An 18,799-nucleotide genomic window follows, 5' to 3' on the forward strand; every position below is an offset into this window, starting at 1 on the left:
GGCCGCCGAACCGGGTCTCCTGGGTGTCATTCACCTGGCCGGCAAAGCGCAGGCCGCCGCCCGCGTCCAGCTCCATCACGCTGATCGAGCTGCTGCCCGACGCGCCCGCCAGCACCCAGGTCCGCCCGCCGGCCTCAACGGTTTCCAGCGCGGTGATGCCAGAGACCGCCAGCCCCTGCTCCAGCCCCAGTTCCCCGGCCGGCGACAGGCTGCCGTCCGCCGCATCCGCACGGTAGCTCCGCAGCCCCTGCGCATCCGCCGCCAGCAGCACCGGCCCGCCCGGCCCCTGCACCGCGGCCAGCAGCGCCGCGCCCTCCAGCGCATAAGCCGCATCGCCGCCCGCGCGGCCCGCCGCCGCTTCCGCCGCGCCCGCCGCATCCAGCCGCCAGCCCTGCAGCCGGCCGCCGGCCTGGGAGACGCCGTAGAACGCGCTCTTGCCATCCGCCAGCTGCAGCACCGCCGCCGCGCCGAACCCGCCCGGCTCCGCCGCGTCCAGCGCCGCGCTGTTCTGGCGGCCCAGGCTGCCGTCCGCCTGCAGCCCCCAGGAGGTGAAGGCGCTGCCGGCGGTGCCCTCCTGCACCAGCCGCAGGCTGCCGCCCGCCTCTGCCAGCTGGAAACTGCCGGTGCGCAGGGAGGCCTGCCCGTGCAGCGCCTGGTCCTGCAGCTGCGGCAGCCGGCCGCTGCCGTCCAGCCGCCAGCAGCTGATGCCGCCGTTCATCCCGGTGATGGCGTAAAGCGTGGCCTGCCCGTCCTGCACCGCGATCTCCAGATCGCGCAGGTCGCTGCCGAAAATCAGATCTTCCGTGCCGAACCGTCCGCTGAATGCCAGTGCCATGGCCCGCTCCCTTGCGTCTCAAAACCCAGGCGCGAAGCTGGCGGGCGGGCGCGGCGCAAAGCAGGAAGCAAAACAGGCAAAATCAGGGACATTGTTTACAGATTGACGACAATTGCGCGAACAAGCCGGGAACGGGGGCGGAACATGCCCAGCCCGCGGGCAGGCCCCAAGGAGGTGTTGCGCACCCGGCGTACGCCCCGTTAGCGCCGCCTTGACGCGGCTCTGGCAGTCTGGCGCGCAAGATCCCCCTCTGCCCCGCAACAGGAGCCCCGCCATGACCCAGGCCTCGCCGATCCTCGCCCTGCCCTATCTGATGCCGTCCCAAGCGCAGAAACATGTGACCCACAATGAGGCGCTGCAGATGCTGGATGCGCTGGTGCAGCTCAGCGCCGAAGGCTTCGATGCCGCCACGCCCCCCGCCAGCCCGGGCCTGGGCGAGACCCATGTGCTGGCAGCCAGCCCCGCCGGCGCCTGGGCCGGCCACGGCGCGGAAATCGCGGTCTGGCAGGGCGAGGGCTGGCTGTTCCTGGCGCCGCGGCCGGGCTGGCGCGCCTGGGGCGCGGCCGAGAGCGAGCTGAGGATCTGGGACGGCAGCGCCTGGATCCTGCCGCCCGCCGCAACCCAGAACCTCGCCCGCGTCGGGGTCGGAACCACGGCGGATGCCGCCAATCCGCTGTCGGTTGCGGGGCCCGCGACGCTGCTGACCCACTCAGGCAGCGGCCATCAGCTGAAGCTGAACAAGGCCGCCGCCGCCGACACCGCCGCGCTGCTGCTGCAGACCAGCTGGAGCGGCCGCGCCGAGATCGGCCTAGCCGGCAATGACGATCTCTCGGTCAAGGTCTCCGGCGACGGCAGCAGCTGGCACACGGCGCTGACGCTGGCCGCCGCCAGCGGCTATGCGGGCCTCGGCACCGCCAGCCCGGCGGCGCATCTGGAGATTGCCGGCGGCAGCGCCGACTACCTGCTGGCCGGCAGCGGCAGCCCGGATTTCCGGCTCGGCGCCGATGGCAACGGCAGCTGCGCCGGCGCCTGGACCGGCGGCGGCGCCGATTACGCCGAATGGTTCGAATGGGCCGACGGCAACCCCGGGGCTGAGGACCGCCGCGGGATCTCGGTGGTGCTGGAGGGCGCAAGGATCCGCCCCGCGGACCCCGGCGAGCCCCCCGCCGGCGTGATCAGCGCCAGCCCGGCGGTGATCGGCGACGGCGACATGGGCGGGTGGAAAGGGCGCTGGCAGCGCGACGATTACGGCGCGCTGCTGCGCGATGCGGAGGGGCGCCCGCTGGAAAACCCCGCCTATGATCCCGCCCGGGCCTACCTGCCGCGGGAGGCGCGCCCGGAATGGGCGCTGGTGGGGCTGCTCGGCAAGCTGCGCCTGCGCCGCGGCCAGCCCGTGGCCCCGGGCTGGATCCGGATGCGGCAGGCCGCGCCGGAGGTGGAGGAATGGCTGGTCCGCTGATGCCGGGCCCCGCCTGCGCCTGCCGCAGGTCAGTCGGGCCAGAGCTCCCACATCTGCAGCAGGGTGCGGCGGGCAAAACCGGTGAACTTCCCCCCGGCATTGGGATAGCTGGTCAGCTCGCCGAACACCGGCCCCCGCGGGGTCAGGTAGAAATCCAGCCGCAGCAGCCAGGGCAGCCGCCGCGACAGATGCTCGGCCATGGCAATCAGCGCGCCGTAGCCGGGCGGCACCGTGAACTCCTCCGCCTCGGGCCAGCCTTTCTCCGCATGCGGCAGGCGGCGCCCCTCGCGGTCCACCGTGGCCAGGCTGCGCTTGCCGTCCGGGGCGTTGCGGTCATGCACGCAGACAAAGCCGGCATGGCCGCCCGCGGCAAACACCTTGAAATCGCGCGGGACCGCCAGCGCCGGATCCTCTGCCGCCTGCACATCCGCCAGCAGCTCTTCGGCCATGACCGGCACCGGGGTCTCGAAGGTGCGGCCGTAGAGCGCTTGGGCATAGCCCGGCAGACCGCCGCCGCAGGCGGCCCGCCCGATATGGTCCCAGCCCGCCGCCGCCACGATCACCCCCCTGCAGGAGGACGCATTCTGCGGCTTGACGACCACCCGCTCCGGCAGCGCCGCCCAGTCCAGCGCCTCCAGCCGGGGGGCAGCCTGGTACAGCCGCGGCAGCGGCAGGCCCAGGTCTTCGACATAGGCCCGCATCGCCATCTTGCGGCTGAGCGCCGAAACATGCGCATGCACCTGGCTGCGGGGCGCCTGGTACCAGGACTGCAGCCGCGCCCGCATCCGCGGCCGGAGGCTGCCCCGGCCTTCGGCCTGCAGATGCGGCAGCAGCCCCCAGGGACGGCAGAACAGAGACGCATCCAGCGCGCAGGCGGCCGCGGTCAGCGCCAGCCCTTCGGCCCTGGCCCCGCCCTGCAGCGCCCGCCGCCCCGCGCGCAGCAGCACCCGCGCCCGGCCGGGGGCCGCCGGCCGCGGCACCCAGGCTTCCGCGCCCGGCCCGTCCGTCTGCAGCAAAGCCCTAGCCCTTGGCGCCCTGGCCGCGGGCATAGACATCCTCGTAGCGGATGATGTCATCCTCGCCCAAGTAGCTGCCGGTCTGCACCTCGACCAGCACCATCGGCACCTTGCCCGGGTTCTCCATCCGGTGCACCGCGCCCAGCGGGATGTAGACCGACTGGTTCTCGGTCACCAGCTTGACCTCATCGTCCACGGTGACCTTGGCCGTGCCCTCGACCACGATCCAATGCTCGGAGCGGTGATGGTGGCTCTGCAAGCTGAGCGCCGCGCCGGGATGCACATGGATCCGCTTCACCTGGAAGCGGTCGCCTACCGCCAGGCTTTCGAACCAGCCCCAGGGGCGGTGGTCCTTGGGAAACTCGGTGGCCTGTTTCGCCGCCTTCGCCTTCAGCTCCGCCACCGCCTGCTTAACGTCCTGGGCGCGGGAGGCATCCGCCACCAGCACCGCATCGGGCATCGCCACCGCAATCACGTTCCTGAGGCCGATGCCGACCAGCTCCAGCTGGCCGTCCTCCGAGCGCAGCAGGCTGTCTTCGCAATCGATCGCAGTGGCATGGCCCGTCGCCGCAACGCCGTTTTCATCCCGCGCCCCCTCGCGCCAGACCGCGTCCCAGCCGCCGAGATCCGACCAGCCGCCGGCAAAGGGCACAACGGCCAGGTTGTCCGCCTTCTCCATCACCGCATAGTCGATCGAAATATCCGCGGCCCCGGCCCAGGCCTCCGGATCGAGCCGCAGAAAGCCGAGATCGGGCTGCCCCTGCGCCACCGCCCCCTGCACCGGCGCCAAGAGCTCCGGCGCGTGCTGGCGGAAGGCGGCCAGGATGGCCTTGACCGAAAACAGGAAGATGCCCGCGTTCCACAGGAACCGGCCGGAGGCCAGCATCTTCTCCGCTGCCTTCTGGTCCGGCTTTTCGACAAACCGCTTGAGGCCGATGGGCTTGGGCTCGAAACCGCCGGGATCGCCGTCGAGCTCCAGATAGCCGTAGCCGGTCTCCGCCCGGTCCGGCTTGATGCCGAAGGTGACGAGCTGCCCTGCGCGCGCCGCCGCCTCGCCCGCCGCCGCCGCTGCGCGGAAGGCCGCGGCATCGGGCACCACATGGTCCGACGGCGCCACCAGCATCAGCCCCTCGGGGTCCGTTTTCTCCAGCCACAGCGCCGCCGCCAGCACCGCGGGCGCAGTATTGCGGCCCGCGGGCTCGATCAGGATGGCGCCGGGATCGACGCCGGCGCCGGCCAGCTGCTCGGTCACGATGAAGCGGAAATCGGAATTGGTCAGCACCAGCGGCGCTGCAAAGCCCTCCCCCGACAGCCGCTGCGCAGAGGCCTGGAACAGCGTCTCTTCGCCAGTGAGCGGCACGAACTGCTTGGGGTAGCTCTTGCGCGACAAGGGCCACAGCCGGGTGCCGGAGCCGCCGCAAAGAAGAATGGGGGTAATCATGTTATTGCTCCAAATGTCAGCATTCCTCACCGGGAAAGCGCTCTGCTCAGATGTTATGGTCTGCCGCTCTGTTTCACGACAGGTGTTTCCAGCCCTGGCCGGCTGGCTTAGAAAGCGCCCCGAGGACATCTGTCCGCAGCATCCAAACGACCAGAAGGCCAGACCGTGACCCCCCCAACGTTTGCCACCATCACAGCCCAGCTTCAAGCTCTGCGCCATGCGCCTGTGCAAGCCGCTGCACCGGGGCATTGCCCCCTTGGCGCCGGCGCGGATCTCTGGCTGTCCACGGATCCTGAAGGGCAGGCAAAACTGTCTTGCGCCCCGGCGGCAGACGGGTTTGCGCTCACACTGGAAAACGGCGACAGCGGCCTCTGGGCCAGCCTGGGGATCCATCTAGGACTGCCGCAATTGCTCAATGCCCGCTACCTCGGCCTGCTTGCGGCGGCCAGAAGCGAAGACTTGCTGATCTATACCCCCACCTTGCGGTATTATCTGGAAAGCGGCGGTTTCGCCGAAACCGCAGCTGCCCCGGTTGTCTGCGCCGGCGAAGACCTGGAGCAGGTATCGCATATTCCCTTGGATCCGGATCTGCTCGCGTGCAGCAGCGGCTGCGAGGTCAACCTGTTCTTTCAAACAGCCCGGTTCCGCGCCACGTTCCGCAAACTTGAACTGCTGGTTATGAACTGATCCGCCCGGCCGCGGCCGGGCTCAGCCCGGCTCCCCCAGCACAGCTGCCAGTTCGGCTTTCACCGCTGCCGCCAGCCGCTTGCGCTCTGCCAGCCAAAGCGCGGGATCGCAGAACCGCTCCGCCAGCTGCCGCTGCGCGCCAGCATAAGCCGCAAACCGCTCCCGGCCCCAGTTCCGGACCCAATCCCGGCCGCAGCCCAGCCCCTCCAGCTGGGCCGCAGCCTCCGGCACGCTCATTCCGTGCAGGTTGATCCAGGCCTCCTCCGGCAAGCCGAAGTCATGAATGCGGTGCTGCGGAGAAGCAAAGTACAGCGGCACAGACCCGCAGGCGAAGGCATCGAAAATCTTCTCGGTCACATAATCCGGCTGATGGGTGTTCTCAAACGCCCCCAGCATCCGGGCCCGGCAGTCCAGGCGGGTGATCTTGTCCAGATACCAGTTGCGCTGCTGAAACCTGCTTTCTCCGCCCTGCCAGCTGCGCCCCAGCCGCTCCACAGCACCGGCCCGCGCCGCCTCCGCCAACTCTGTGCGCCAAGAGCACAGGCCAATGATGCCGGCCTCCGGCCATTGCACCGCGTGATGCGGCTCAGGCCGGCGCTCGAACATGAAGGTGAGATCGGTGCTGCGCGCCTCGAAACACGCTTGCCAGCCCGCCGCATCCAAGGCCGAATTGCGGGTGAACCGGGCCGCATAGGCATTGGCGAAACGATGGTTGGTCAGCAGGTAATAAGGGATCCGCGCAAACCGGAAGATGCTGCTGGTGGCATGGTTCAGCTGGATCACCGGCACCGCCCCGAAGCGAGTGTCCACGATCAGTTCTCTCTCCAGCGGCCGGCGGCCCCAGATGGTGTCCCAGAATGGCTCCTCGGACAGCAGGACAACCGGCTTCTGCCGCCGCCGCCAAGCATCAATAACCGCCCGCGGCGCCTCTTCAATGTCCATGATGTGGGCAAAAAGATACAGATCAGCTGTTTCCGGCTCTGCAGCACGCTCTGCCCAGCCCACAAACAGCGGTGCCAAGGCACTGTAGCTGAGCGGCGACCGCCTGATATGCCTGCCAGTCATGTGGATTCTGATCATGCGTTCCTGCCTGTCCCTTATCCGCCCCTCTTACCGCGGCAGCAGGGCAAGCGCAGCCCTGAAGTCTCCGCCCAGGTTTGCTCTGCGGTTGACTCCGCCTGCCGACAGTTGGATTGCTTGCCTGAAGGCGAACTGCAGGCAAATGCATAAAACAGTGCAAATAGATGCGACACCCAAGACAGCCGGGACACCGGCACGGTACATCTGGTATCCGGCGGGCACCGGTTCCGGCGCGGCGCTGGAGGCCGTGTCTGCCCGCTTCGGCCTGGAACGGCTGAACAGCCCGCTGGAGGCCGGCCGCGGCCCGGCGCTGCTGCTTTACCCTCTCCCGGAACACTGCATCTGCCAGGCCTTCCTGCAGGATCAGGCCCCGGACGAAGCCCTGGCCGCCTGGGCCGCGCAGGCCAGCGGCATTCTGCAGGCGCTCCGTGACGGGGGGCCGCAGATTGCCGCGGCGGAGCTGAGCCAGTTCCTCCTCGCTCCGGAAAGCTTTCTTCCGCATTCAGACCCGGCCGCCGGCGCTGCCCGGGAAGCGCTGCCGGCTCCGGTTACGCCGATGGCAAGCGACCCCGTGCTGCTGGCGCTGGCCACGGCCTGCCTGCAGCAGGACAGCGGTGCTCTGAGCCTGTCCCGGGCACTGCAGCAGACCGCCCTGCCCGCCGCCCCGGCAAGCCGCCCGGGCCCGGCGGCCGCCGCGCAGGCTTACTTGGCTGAACGCGCACAGATCACGCTCCTTCAGGAGCAGAAGAATCTGATGCATCACGAGCTGGAAACGCTGCAGTCCCTGAACCGCAGCATGGCGGAGGCGCTGCGGCAGAAGATTGCCGGAAAAGAGCAGGCCCTGCAGGCAGCGGGGCGCAAAGCCCGCCGCCTTGCAGCGCGAGCAGAGATGTTGCAGCGGCAGCTGGCAGAAAAACAGGCCGAGGCGCAGAAAAGCCCGCAAAATCCGAAATCCCAGGTCCTCCGTTTCATTGCCCCGCTGCGGAGACAGCGCCGGGGCCGGACAGGAGGAAGCAAGGCATAACATGCAAGACAGCACCTTCTTTCAAGCCCAGCTTGCCCGGATCAAACAGTCCGGCGGCCTTGGCACGCTGGTTTACCTTGGCATTGGCAACGTCGGCCCAGAGGCCGCCAAAGCCTGTTTGGACAGCGGTGCCAAACATATCCTGCTGACCGAAGCAGACCCCGGAAGGGCAGCGGCACTCAGACCTATGTGTGCGGCCGCCGGCGCGCAGCTGCGCGAGACGGCCGTAGCGGACGCGGCCGGGCAATGCCCGTTTTACATCTTTAATTTCCGCTCTCTGTCCAGCTGCCGCCGCCCGAGCGGCCTGAACAAAATCTTTCCCGGATTGCGCCTGAGCGACACGGTGCAGGTGAAGACAGAGCCCCTGAGCAGCCTGCTGGACATCCCGGAGCGCTCTGCTGCGGGGCCCGGCCTGCTGGCAGTCAACTGCCCCGGCCAGGAAGCTGCGATCCTGCGCCAGTTGCTGGACTTGGAGCAGCTGGGCGGCTTCCGCTATCTATGCCTCAGTCTCCCGGCTGACGCGCTTTATGAAGACAGCTTGCCCATGGATGAAACTCTGCAGCTGCTGCTGGAGGCCGGATGGCGGCTGCTGCATACTGGAAACCAGGATCCGGATTTTCCAACCTGTTTTTTGGAACTGGATCCCCTCGCTCTTCAGATAGCGGAGCTGGAGAAAGAACTGACCGCTGCACATGCAGCGGTGGAGGCGGAAACCCAGCGCCGGGCCAAGGATCTAGACGAGGCCGCCTCTGCCCGCCGCCGCGCTGCGGCCGAAACGGAGAAACTGGCCGCGCGGGTAGCGGAGCTGGAGGCGGAAAACCGGCGCCAGGCGCAGGATCTGGAAGACGCCGCCTCTGCCCGCAGCAGGGCCGAAGCCGAAGCGAAGAAACTGGCCGCGCGGATGGCGGAGCTGGAGGCGGAAAACCGGCGCCAGGCGCAGGATCTGGAAGACGCCGCCTCTGCCCGCAGCAGGGCCGAAGCCGAAGCGGAGAAACTGGCCGCGCGGATGGCGGAGCTGGAGGCGGAAAACCGGCGCCAGGCGCAGGATCTGGAAGACGCCGCCTCCGCCCGCAGCAGGGCCGAAGCCGAAGCGGAGAAACTGGCCGCGCGGATGGCGGAGCTGGAGGCGGAAAACCGGCGCCAGGCGCAGGATCTGGAAGACACCGCCTCCGCCCGCAGCAGGGCCGAAGCCGAAGCGGAAGAGCAGGCCGCGCGGATGGCGGAGCTGGAAGCGGAAAACCGGCGCCTGGCAGAGGACTTGGACGAGACCGCATCTGCCCGCAGCAGCACCAAGACCGAAGCGGAAAAGCTGGCCGCGCGGGTGGCGCAGCTGGAAGCACAAACGTCGGCCGGTTCTGAGGCCCGGCAGGCCGCAAAGGACAAGGCGGCAGCAGCCGGGGCCGAAGCCCGGCAGGCGCAGCAGTCCCTGGCGGTGGCGCTGCGGCTGCAAAGCCGCCGCGAAGCGGATCTGAAGGAATTGCAGAAGCGCTACAGCGCTCTCCTGCAGCGCCAGGAGGCGCAGGAGGATCTGCTGCGCCGCACCGGGGCCTGCCTCAGCCACCTGATGGATGACAGCGCCCCGGAAGAGGCCCGGCCGGTGCTGGCCGCCGCCGCCGTTCTCAGAAGCGGCAGCGGCGCATGAGCGGCCTGGTCCCGCATCAGCCGCTGAAACAGGCCCCGGAAACGGATCTGGAGCGGCAGCTGGCCCTGACGGCCGCCGCCGCCCAGCGGGATGCCGCCCTGGCCGGGCGGCTGCAGTCCTCGGCAGAGCTGCCGGAACTGCTGGCAGAAGGGGAAGAGCTGGCGGGCCGGCCGCAGCCGCCGCTGCTGCGCACGGTGCATCATTTCGCCTGCACCGGCGGCACCCTGATCAGCCGCTGCATTGCCGCGATGCCCTGCACCCGGCTGCTGAGCGAGGTCGATCCGCTGAGCACGATGACCCACCGGAACAGCTTCCTGCCCGCCGACCTGATCGGCCTGGCCAAGCTGGGCTCCAGCCCGCCGGAGCAAGAGACGCTGCTGCGCATCTTCCGGGCCGGGCTGGCGGCGCTGGAGATGGACACCCGCGCCGAAGGCCGCGACCTGATCCTGCGCGATCATGCCCACAGCCATTTCTGCTGCGGCAGCGCCATCCCGGAGCGGCCGTCGCTGCGCCAGATCCTGGAGCAGGGCGGCTACCGTTTGCAGAGCCTGGTCACCGTGCGCCATCCGCTGGATTCCTACCTCAGCCTGCTGCGCCAGAACTGGGTGCATTGGCAGCCGGCCGCGCTGGAGGAATACGCCCGCCGCTACCTGGCCTTCCTGGATCATTACGCCGGGGCGGAGCTGTTGCGCTACGAGGATTTCGTGGCGGAGCCGCAGGCGCGCATGACGCAGATCTGCAAGATCCTCGGGCTGGCCTTCAATCCGGACTTCCAGGATGATTTTGCCGCCATAGCGCTGTCCGGCGACAGCGGCCGCCGCGGCGAAGCGATCGAACCCCGGCCGCGGCGGCCGGTGCCGGAGGAGCTGGCGCAGGAGGCCGGGGCCTCCTCCGCCTATGCCAGCTTGTGCGGCCGCCTGGGCTATGACCCGGAACCGGGCCGGGAATCCGCCTGAACGGGAAACCTGCCCTTCTCTTCCCGGCGTATCTGCCCTAATCACGGGGCAAGCGTATGAGGCAGACAGTACAGGGTTTTGCAATGAAGAAAGCACTGATCACCGGCATTACCGGCCAGGACGGCTCCTACCTGGCGGAATTCCTTCTGAAGAAGGGCTATGAGGTGCATGGCATCAAGCGCCGCGCCTCGCTGTTCAACACCGAGCGGGTGGACCACATCTACCAGGACCCGCATGTGGACAATGCCCGCTTCAAGCTGCATTACGGCGATCTCACCGACAGCTCGAACCTGACCCGCATCCTGCAAGAGGTGCAGCCCGACGAGGTCTATAACCTGGGCGCGCAGAGCCATGTGGCGGTCTCCTTCGAGAGCCCGGAATATACTGCCGACGTGGATGCCATGGGCACCCTGCGCCTGCTGGAGGCGATCCGGTTCCTCGGCCTGGAGAAGAAGACCCGCTTCTACCAGGCATCGACCTCGGAGCTTTACGGCCTGGTGCAGGAAACCCCGCAGCGCGAGACCACGCCGTTCTACCCGCGCTCGCCTTATGCGGTGGCCAAGCTCTACAGCTACTGGATCACGGTGAACTACCGCGAGGCCTATGGCATGTATGCCTGCAACGGCATCCTGTTCAACCACGAGAGCCCGCGCCGCGGCGAGACCTTCGTGACCCGCAAGATCACCCGCGGCCTGGCCAATATCGCGCAAGGCCTGGAGCCCTGTCTCTACATGGGCAACATCGACGCGCTGCGCGACTGGGGCCATGCCAAGGACTATGTGCGGATGCAGTGGATGATGCTGCAGCAGGAGGCGCCTGAGGATTTCGTGATCGCCACCGGCAAGCAGTATTCGGTGCGCCAGTTCATCGCCTGGGCCGCCGCGGAGCTGGGCATCCACCTGGAGTTCACCGGCACGGGTGTTGACGAGATTGCCACCGTGGCCATGATTGAGGGCGATAAGGCGCCGGCGCTCAAGCCCGGCGACGTGATCATGCGCATCGACCCGCGTTATTTCCGCCCGGCGGAGGTGGAGACGCTCTTGGGCGATCCCGCGAAAGCCAAGCAGAAACTGGGCTGGGAGCCGGAGATCACCACCCAGGAAATGTGCGCCGAGATGGTCGCCGAAGACCTGAAAACCGCCCGCCGCCATGCGCTCTTGAAGGAGCACGGCTACGAGCTGCCGGTCAGCGTGGAGGGCTGAGGCGATGGCAGCAAAGATCTATGTGGCCGGCCACCGCGGCATGGTCGGCGGCGCCATCCTGCGCCGCCTGGAGGCGCGCCAGGCGGCGGGGGAAGACCTGGCGCTGATCACCCGCACCAGCGCCGAACTGGACCTGACCGATCAGGCCGCAGTGCGGACGTTTTTCCAGGCGGAGAAACCCGATCAGGTGATCCTGGCGGCGGCCAAGGTGGGCGGCATTGTTGCCAACAATTCCTACCCGGCTGAGTTCATCTATGAAAACCTGATGATCGAGTGCAATGTGATCCACGCCGCCTTCGAGGCGGGCGTGCAGAAGCTCTTGCAGCTCGGCTCCTCCTGCATCTACCCGAAGATGGCGCCGCAGCCGATGGCGGAGGATGCGCTGCTGACCGGCGTGCTGGAGCCCACCAACGAGCCCTATGCGATTGCCAAGATTGCGGGCATCAAGCTGTGCGAAAGCTACAACCGGCAGTACGGCGTGGACTACCGCTCGGTGATGCCGACCAACCTCTACGGGCCGGGCGACAATTTCCACCCCGAGAACTCCCATGTGCTGCCGGCGCTGATCCGCCGCTTCCACGAGGCGGCAGAGGCGGGCGCTGCGTCGGTCACCATCTGGGGCTCGGGCACGCCGCGTCGCGAGTTCCTGCATGTGGACGACATGGCCGAAGCCTCGCTGTTCGTGATGGATCTGGATACGGAGACCTACCAGCGCGAGACCGAGGTGATGCTCAGCCACATCAACGTCGGCTGCGGCACGGATGTCTCGATCCTGGAGCTGGCGCAGCTGGTGGCAGAGGTGACCGGGTTCAAGGGGGAAATCCTGACCGACCCGTCCAAGCCCGACGGCACCCCGCGCAAGCTGATGGATGTCTCCCGCCTGAAACGGCTGGGCTGGCAGGCCGGGATCAGCCTCGAAGACGGGGTGCGCGGCACCTACGGCTGGTTCCTGTCCCAAGGGCTGGACAATCTGCGCGCCAAATAGAGCCCAGAAAGAACCACAAGGCAAAGGCGCGGCCCCCGGGGACCGCGCCTTTTTCTGTCATTCCGCGGGGGGTGGTCAGGCTGCGGCCTGGCCGGAAAGCTCTGGCAGCACCTCCCGGAAGAACCCTGCATAACGCCGCAGCGACGCCTCGCCCGTGGCGCAGAAATACTGCTGCGCCAGCCCTTCGGGCTGCGGCAGCGCCAGGCGGGCCTCCAGCTGCTCCTGCGTGGAAAAGGTGCAGCTGCCGGGCAGCGGGATACTTGGAATTTCGCTGTCATAGCGCAGCACCCGGCAGCCCAGGGACAAGGCCTCATAGATCAGCGACGAAGTATGGCCGATGACGAAATCCGCGTCCTGGAAATGCAGCTGCTCGCGGATGTCCGGGAACTTCGCGAAGAACTCCTCCTTGCGGACCGACGGGTGGAAACGCACCTTGACCGCACGCCCGGTGCGGCGGGCACAGGCGGTTGCAATCTGCAGCATCTCTTCGTTCTGCCGGTTAAAGATCTGCTGATCGAGGAACACCGCAATATAGGGCCGGGGCGCCTGGCCTGCCTCTTCGGCGGCCGCGTTGAAGATCAGCGGCTTGCCGCAGTCCACCGTGGTGTTCGCGGGATGGTGGCGCTGGATCAGCTGCGAGGTTTCCGGCCCCCAGGACAGGAAATACTCAGACGGCTGGTGCTCGTAATTGATCACATTCACCGTATCCATATCGCCATAGTCCACGTAAAGCCCGTGCTGCAGCGTGACAGTGGCGACCCCCTGCGCGCGGAAATAGCGTGCCAGCAGATGCTCCACCGGCTGCATGTCGGCAAAGCAGATCAGCGCCTTGAAGGTCATCTTGCGGAAATGCTCAAGAATGAAGCCGTATTTGCAGGCGCGGATGAAACAGCAGGCCCGGTCAAGCGGATCGGCGATGTCCAGCACATCGAACAGGGCCGCATTCTCCAGCATGTAGCGGCTGGCGGCGGCATTCAGCCGGGCAGGCCGGGTCCGGTGCTGATAATCCTCCGCAACCACCCGGTCGCGGATCCCCGAGGCTTCGATCACCGCATGGAACAGCCCCTTGTAATCGTCGCGCACCAGGCTGCGGAAAAACACCGCGCCGGTCTCGCGCTGCTGCGGCAGGCGGTAGTCCGAATAGAGGAAATCGCGCAGCCAGGCCTCCCGCACTGCCGCCTTTTCCTCAGCGTTCTTCTGCTTCAGGCTGTAAAGATCGGCAAACAGGATCTCGCGCCACAGCTTCCGGTCCGAAAGAAAATCCGTAATGTCAGTCACAAATCAAACGATGCGCGGCGCGCACTCCCTGTTGCTCACTCCCTGCCCTCCCGGAGCCGCGGCCCGGCTCAGTCCGGCGCGCTGGCATCGATCAGCCTCTGGATCGTGTTCAGGGGATCGTCGAACCCCCTGGGGTGGTAGTCCCAGTAGCCCACGATTTTCTCGTATTTTTCCCGCTCGCCTTCCGGATAGGCGGTGCCTGCCCATTTGGAGATCAGCCGCATGCGGTCCTGCTCCTTGCGGTCGTCATTGTTGGAGGCGCGGATCTCCGGCGTGGCCTCGAAGTAATGCTCAACAAAAGAGGTCTTGGAGCGGATCACCCTGTAGCCCGCCGCCTTCATCTTCAGGCACAGGTCGGTGTCGGAGAAATAGAAGTGGTAATCCTCGTCGCAGTAGCCCACCTCTTTCATCGCCGCATTCAGATAAAGACCGTGGTTGACGTAGAGATTGCCGACATTGATGGCGACGGCATATTTCTTGCGCACCGGGTAGTCGCGGAAATAAAAGGCCACGCCGCCCAGTTTCACCCCCTGCTCCAGCATCTCGTCGAACAGGTCGACCCCGTTCACGATCGCCCCCGGCACAATCAGGCTGTCATCAGACAGCATGCAGATATATTTGCCGCTGGCGCATTTGAACGCCAGGTTCATGAAATAAGCCCAGGGCTTGCGGTCGATCTTCTTGCCGTTCCATTCCCCCCGGTTGTGCTGAATCAGGGAAATGATGTCCTTCTGCTGGGTCAGCCACTCGACGGTTCCGTCCGTCGAGCCGCCGTCCACCACGATGATTTCGTAGGATTCCCCCTCCAGCTCCTTGCGCACCGCATCAATGCACAGCTGCAGCAGCTTGCGCCGGTTGAAGCTGCCGATCACCATCGAAATCTTCGGGTAGTCCATTCAGGTATCCTTTGAGTTAGTGCCGGAAACAGCCTGCGGCAGGCGCCGGGGCTTATGGCCCGCGGCGGCGGGTCAAGGCAAGCTTGATCCGCCGCATCGGCGCGGTGATCCGCCAGGAGCTGGAATCCCGCAGCGCCTGCATCTGAGCGTCCTTTTCTGCCAGCCGGGCATCACGCTCGCCAAGCTGCGCCTCCAGTTCAGCAATCTGTCCGCGCAGCTTCTGGATCGTCTCGCCGCGCAGCAGTTTCACCCGGCGCTCTTCGCTCAGCGCCGCATCGGCCTCCGCCAGCCTGGCCGTCTGGCGCCGCTCCGCTTCCAGGGCCTCCTGCAGGCTGCGCAGCTGCAGCTGCAGCAATTCCGCCTGGCTCTGCTTCGCCGCCGCCTGCGCCTCCAGCGCCGCCAGCCGGCCGTCGGTTTCCCGCCGCTGCGCCTGCTGCTGGCCCTGTGCGCTGCGCAGCGCTGCCAGATCCTGCAGCTGCTGCCGGCAGGCCTGCGCCGCCTGATCCGCGGCAGCCAGGGCATCCGGCTGCCCGCCAGCGGGAACCGCACGGGCCTCCAGCTCGGCATTCAGGGCCGCCGCCTCAGAAGCACCCGCCACCGCCTGATCCGCAATCACCTGCCAGACCGGCCCGGCCGCAGGCGCTGCCGGGTCCCAGGACAGCCTTGGCAAAGCCTTGATGCCGAGCTGCCAGCAAACCCGCTCCAGCACCGGGTCCGGATCGCGGCGCAAGCTGCCGGCCTCCACCAGCGCCAGGCGGCGGCGGTTCTTGCGGCAGAACACCAGCAGCGCCTGCGCCCGCGCCTGCCAGTGCTCCAGCGCCTGCGCCGGGCTCTGCCCGCCGGCCAGCCCCTTGCAGACGGCAGTTTCCGCCCGTTCATAGATCACCAGGACCGGATGCGCCTGCGCCGTCCGCCAGTCTCCCGGCGCCCCGTCAAGGCGCTCGAAGCGGCCGCCCGCGGCCTGCAGCGCTTCGGCAAAGCCCGCGGCCTCCGTGCAATCCGCCAGATAGAACTCCGCAGCAGACGCATCCTGTCCGGAAGCCGCAAATACGGCAGATGTGATTTGCGTGTTCACCGGCTGCTCCTCTTTCCCTCGTCACGCGGCGCCAGCCCGCCGCCTTTTCTATGCGCTGGCCAGATCCCCGACGGCGGCCAGGCTGCGCAGCTGGTGCTGCTGCACATAGCCGGGCCAGTCCGCCACCTCGCTCCAGCCGCTGATGAACACGAAGTCCAGGCCGGCGGCAGCGGCAGCGCGGTGGTCATAGGTGCTGTCGCCCAGGAACAGCGCCTGCGGGCGGATATTGCCGCAGTCCAGCTCCCGCGCCAGGATCGCCTCCTTGGTGTCGGGGCTGCCGAAAATGCCGCCGTCGAACAGCCGGTCCAGGCCGCGGGCGGCAAAGATGTCCCGCAGCTCGGCCTGATCGCCGCCGGAAACGATCAGCCAGCGCTGCTCCGGCCAGGCCGTGCGCAGCGCCTCCAGCCCCGGCGCCACGGCACAGCGCATCAGCCCGTCCCGCACCGCGCCGGCATAGGCCGCCAGCAGTTCTTCCAGGCCGGGTCCGCTTTGGCCCGGCACGATTTCTTCCAGAAAATGCTGAAATTTCCGGTAACGGGAAACACCGCCATGCGCGACATGATGCGCGACCAGCGCCTCTGCCGCCGCAGCCCCGTAGGGCAGCGCGGCCTGGCGGAAGGCCCCGGTCTTCACCCGGTTGGAATCCAGGATCACCCCGTCGCAGTCAAAGACCAGGGTCTGATAGCCGGCCGCCATTACAGCTTCCAAAGCCGCCGCAGGGCCGCTTCCACCGGGGCCACATCCTCCGGCACATCCACAGCCATGGTGCCGGGCGAGGTCTCATACATCACAATCTTGCGGCCCAGCTCCTGGAACCGCAGGATCTCGATATCTTCGCTCTTCTCCAGCGTGCCCTTGCGGCCGAAGCCCTGGAACGCCTGCAGCTCCTCACGGGTGAAGCCGTAGATGCACACCTGCTTCTTGTAGCGCTCGGGCGCATATTTCGGGTCCTTGAACCCCGGCAGCGCCAGCCGCGACATATACACCATGACGTCATCCTCGGTGGTGATCACCTTGGGGATGTTGACGCTGTGCGGATCCTCGCCTTCGCCGATCCAGGCGAAACCGTTGACGATCCGGCTCGGGTCCGCTGCCTTCAGCTCCACGCAGCGGCTGATGTCCTCCGGATTCACCAGCGGCTCGTCGCCCTGCACGTTGACGTAGATGTCATAGTCGATCATCTGCGCCGCCTCGGCCAGGCGGTCGGTGCCGGTCAGCGCTGCGCTGCTGGTCATCAGCGCCTTGAAGCCTGCATTCTCCACCACCTCGCTGATGCGGCTGTCTTCGGTGGCCACATAGACATGCTCGCGGCCCACCGCGCGGGCGCTGAGCTCGGCCACCCAAAGGATCATCGGCTTGCCCAGCAGCGGCACCAGCGGCTTGCCGGGGTAGCGGGTCGAGGCATAGCGGGCGGGGATAATGACACAGGCCGTCATGGGATCACATTCCGTAAACTGAGATTTGCTTCAGATGCTTGTAGCGGCTCGGGGTTACCGAAATCACCTGCGGGCTGCCCGGGGTCTGCTCCAGAAGCCGCAGCACGTCCTCCACCTCCCGGTTGCGGGCATCGCCGGGCGCATAGCCGTCAAAGCCCGCCAGCAGCACCCGGCTGGCGCCGCCGGCCGCCGCCGCGGCCATTGCATAGGCCAGCACAAGCAGGCTGGGGGAAATGCAGTGGCTGTCGCCGAACTCAAACCGGTCCTCGTCCAGGCTGATGCCGAAGTCCAGCAGCTCCTTGCTGCGGAGCCGGCCGCTCAGGTCCGCGGGCAGCATCGTGGCCGGGGTGATCAGCGGCTGGCGCAGCGCCAGATGCGCCTCGCTGTCGGCCATCAGCCGGACCGGATGGCAGGCCGCGCGCAGGTCGATCAGCCCTTCGGAAATACCGCTGTGCGTGTTCAGCGCAATCACCACAGGCTGCGCCCGGCGCACATAGGCCTCCAGCGCCGCCCGGTGCTGCTGCGCGCCGGCGCCGGCGCCGATGATCAGCACTTCGCGGCCCTCCAGCATGGAGCGCGGCTGCCAGCTGCCCCGCGCCTCGCCCTGATAGAAATTGCGCGCGCCATCCAGCGCGGCGCTGCTGAAGCTCTTGCCGCCTTCCTGGCGCAGATGCTCAATGACGGCCAGGATATCCTCTTCGCTGTAGCGGGAATCCAGCAGCATGTTCTGAATGTAGGTCGGGTGGATGCCGTATTTTCCGGACAGGTAGTAATAGGGGTTGGTGCCCCAGCCATAGCGTTCCTTCATCGGCTGGAAATGCTGCCGCAGGAGGCTCATCAGCGGCACCAGGTTGGCCGGGCGGCCGCGCAGCGCCTGCGCTTCGATCACCAGCTCCTCGGTGCGGGCGTTGCCCGGGCCGCGGCCCATGCCGGTCACGGTGGCGTCCAGCCAGGTCGCGCCCTCGGCATGCGCCCGCAGCGTGTTCTGCAGCGCCAGCCCCATGTTGTCATGGGTGTGGATGCCGATCGGGCCGTCCCATTCCTGGCGCAGCCAGCCAATGATGCGGGCCGTATCCTGCGGTGCCATGCTGCCCATGCTGTCGGCAAAATAGAGCACTTCCACCGGCCAGGCGCGGGCCTCGCGGGCCAGTTCCACCACCTCTTCCCGGCTGCGGTCGGCAATCTGCATAAGGTTGAATCCGACCCGGTAGCCCCGCTCCTTCAGCCAGGCCGCCGCCGGCAGCACCTGCTTGACCTCGCGGAAGTGGCAGGCCAGGCGCACCAGATCGACCGGCACTGCGGCGGCAGGCTCCGGAAACAGCTGCTCCAGAGCGGCCTCGAGCCCAAGATCCGCCAGCAGGTCGGCGCCATTCACCATGACCGCGACCTGCAGCTCTTCCGGGATGTTCAAACTGCGCAGATACTCATCGCTGGTATAGGCGCAAGCTCCCTTAAAGCCATTATTTTTCAAGAACCTGAAGCCCAGCTCGACAACATCGACCCGGGCGGCTCTCATGGCTTCCAGATAGGCTTCGACCAGCTCTTGCGGAAAATCCCAGGCATTATAATACCCTCCATCCCGCAGCGTGCAGTCCAGCAGCAATGTTTCTGACATCTTAACCCGCCCTCATTATTCTGCCCGGTGCACATTTTTTTCTGAAATCCCGCCAAACGAAAGCAAGAAACACGCAATGCACGCTCAGAATGATCGCATCCTGTGGTTGCGGGAATACAGAGCTTCGCTTAGATCTGCAACCTTGAACCCCGCGGCCGGCAACATGCAGCCG

Annotated in this window: 16 protein-coding genes and 1 pseudogene; 7 read left to right on the forward strand and 10 right to left on the reverse strand. The window is 67.2% G+C overall.

Annotated elements, in window-relative coordinates; translation table 11 throughout:
• A pseudogene (locus LHL23_RS16230) lies at positions 1–835 on the reverse strand (calcium-binding protein); the annotation flags it as partial.
• 274 nt (positions 836–1,109) lie between these two features.
• Between LHL23_RS16230 and LHL23_RS16235 the strand changes: the two are divergent.
• The gene (locus LHL23_RS16235; RefSeq protein WP_226430669.1) at positions 1,110–2,294 is read left to right on the forward strand and encodes a DUF2793 domain-containing protein; all 1,185 of its coding nucleotides are present in this window, start codon (positions 1,110–1,112) and stop codon (positions 2,292–2,294) included.
• Positions 2,295–2,323: 29 nt separating this feature from the next.
• Here the strand turns inward: LHL23_RS16235 and LHL23_RS16240 are convergent, their stop codons facing one another.
• Both LHL23_RS16240 and LHL23_RS16245 read right to left on the reverse strand, forming a co-directional pair.
• Positions 2,324–3,310, reverse strand: coding sequence for an ATP-grasp fold amidoligase family protein (locus LHL23_RS16240; RefSeq protein WP_226430670.1), 987 nt, complete (start codon positions 3,308–3,310; stop codon positions 2,324–2,326).
• Between the two features lie 4 nt (positions 3,311–3,314).
• Positions 3,315–4,751: a mannose-1-phosphate guanylyltransferase/mannose-6-phosphate isomerase gene (locus LHL23_RS16245; RefSeq protein ID WP_226430671.1), complete on the reverse strand. Its 1,437-nt coding sequence runs from the start codon at positions 4,749–4,751 to the stop codon at positions 3,315–3,317.
• 408 nt (positions 4,752–5,159) lie between these two features.
• Between LHL23_RS16245 and LHL23_RS16250 the strand changes: the two genes are divergently transcribed.
• Positions 5,160–5,438 carry a hypothetical protein gene (locus LHL23_RS16250; protein WP_226430672.1) on the forward strand — a complete coding sequence of 93 codons (279 nt, stop codon included), beginning with the start codon at positions 5,160–5,162 and terminating at the stop codon, positions 5,436–5,438.
• A 21-nt stretch (positions 5,439–5,459) separates the two neighbouring features.
• Here the strand turns inward: LHL23_RS16250 and LHL23_RS16255 are convergent, their stop codons facing one another.
• A complete protein-coding gene (locus LHL23_RS16255) occupies positions 5,460–6,518 on the reverse strand; it encodes a glycosyltransferase family 10 domain-containing protein (protein ID WP_226430673.1) in 1,059 nt (352 codons plus the stop codon).
• Between the two features lie 142 nt (positions 6,519–6,660).
• Here LHL23_RS16255 and LHL23_RS16260 point away from each other — a divergent pair, with 142 nt between their 5' ends.
• From LHL23_RS16260 to fcl, 5 genes are all read left to right on the forward strand, one after another.
• Positions 6,661–7,542, forward strand: coding sequence for a hypothetical protein (locus LHL23_RS16260; RefSeq protein ID WP_226430674.1), 882 nt, complete (start codon positions 6,661–6,663; stop codon positions 7,540–7,542).
• 1 nt (position 7,543) lies between these two features.
• The gene (locus LHL23_RS16265; RefSeq protein WP_226430675.1) at positions 7,544–9,184 is read left to right on the forward strand and encodes a hypothetical protein; all 1,641 of its coding nucleotides are present in this window, start codon (positions 7,544–7,546) and stop codon (positions 9,182–9,184) included.
• Entirely contained in the window at positions 9,181–10,140 is a 960-nt protein-coding gene (locus tag LHL23_RS16270; RefSeq protein ID WP_226430676.1) for a sulfotransferase, read from the forward strand. Before LHL23_RS16265 ends, LHL23_RS16270 begins: the two co-directional genes overlap by 4 nt.
• 83 nt (positions 10,141–10,223) lie before the next feature.
• On the forward strand, positions 10,224–11,342 hold the full coding sequence (gmd, locus tag LHL23_RS16275) for a GDP-mannose 4,6-dehydratase (protein ID WP_226430677.1): 1,119 nt from the start codon (positions 10,224–10,226) through the stop codon (positions 11,340–11,342).
• Positions 11,343–11,346: 4 nt separating this feature from the next.
• Positions 11,347–12,327: a GDP-L-fucose synthase gene (gene fcl, locus LHL23_RS16280; RefSeq protein WP_226430678.1), complete on the forward strand. Its 981-nt coding sequence runs from the start codon at positions 11,347–11,349 to the stop codon at positions 12,325–12,327.
• Positions 12,328–12,402: 75 nt separating this feature from the next.
• Here fcl and LHL23_RS16285 read toward each other — a convergent pair whose 3' ends face one another.
• The 6 genes from LHL23_RS16285 to LHL23_RS16310 form a co-directional block, all read right to left on the reverse strand.
• A complete protein-coding gene (locus LHL23_RS16285) occupies positions 12,403–13,605 on the reverse strand; it encodes a hypothetical protein (protein ID WP_226430679.1) in 1,203 nt (400 codons plus the stop codon).
• Between the two features lie 68 nt (positions 13,606–13,673).
• Positions 13,674–14,501: a glycosyltransferase family 2 protein gene (locus LHL23_RS16290; RefSeq protein WP_226430680.1), complete on the reverse strand. Its 828-nt coding sequence runs from the start codon at positions 14,499–14,501 to the stop codon at positions 13,674–13,676.
• A 52-nt stretch (positions 14,502–14,553) separates the two neighbouring features.
• A complete protein-coding gene (locus LHL23_RS16295; RefSeq protein ID WP_226430681.1) occupies positions 14,554–15,576 on the reverse strand; it encodes a hypothetical protein in 1,023 nt (340 codons plus the stop codon).
• Between the two features lie 48 nt (positions 15,577–15,624).
• Positions 15,625–16,272 carry an HAD family hydrolase gene (locus LHL23_RS16300; protein ID WP_226430682.1) on the reverse strand — a complete coding sequence of 216 codons (648 nt, stop codon included), beginning with the start codon at positions 16,270–16,272 and terminating at the stop codon, positions 15,625–15,627.
• Positions 16,272–17,012: a 3-deoxy-manno-octulosonate cytidylyltransferase gene (locus tag LHL23_RS16305; RefSeq protein WP_226430683.1), complete on the reverse strand. Its 741-nt coding sequence runs from the start codon at positions 17,010–17,012 to the stop codon at positions 16,272–16,274. The genes LHL23_RS16300 and LHL23_RS16305 overlap by 1 nt, the downstream gene beginning before the upstream one ends.
• Positions 17,013–17,016: 4 nt before the next feature.
• Positions 17,017–18,627, reverse strand: coding sequence for an aldolase catalytic domain-containing protein (locus tag LHL23_RS16310; RefSeq protein WP_226430684.1), 1,611 nt, complete (start codon positions 18,625–18,627; stop codon positions 17,017–17,019).
• Positions 18,628–18,799: the final 172 nt, after the last annotated feature.

Origin of the sequence: Leisingera sp. McT4-56, assembly GCF_020514995.1 — a bacterium.
GTDB classification, from domain to species: Bacteria; Pseudomonadota; Alphaproteobacteria; order Rhodobacterales; family Rhodobacteraceae; genus Leisingera; species Leisingera aquaemixtae_A.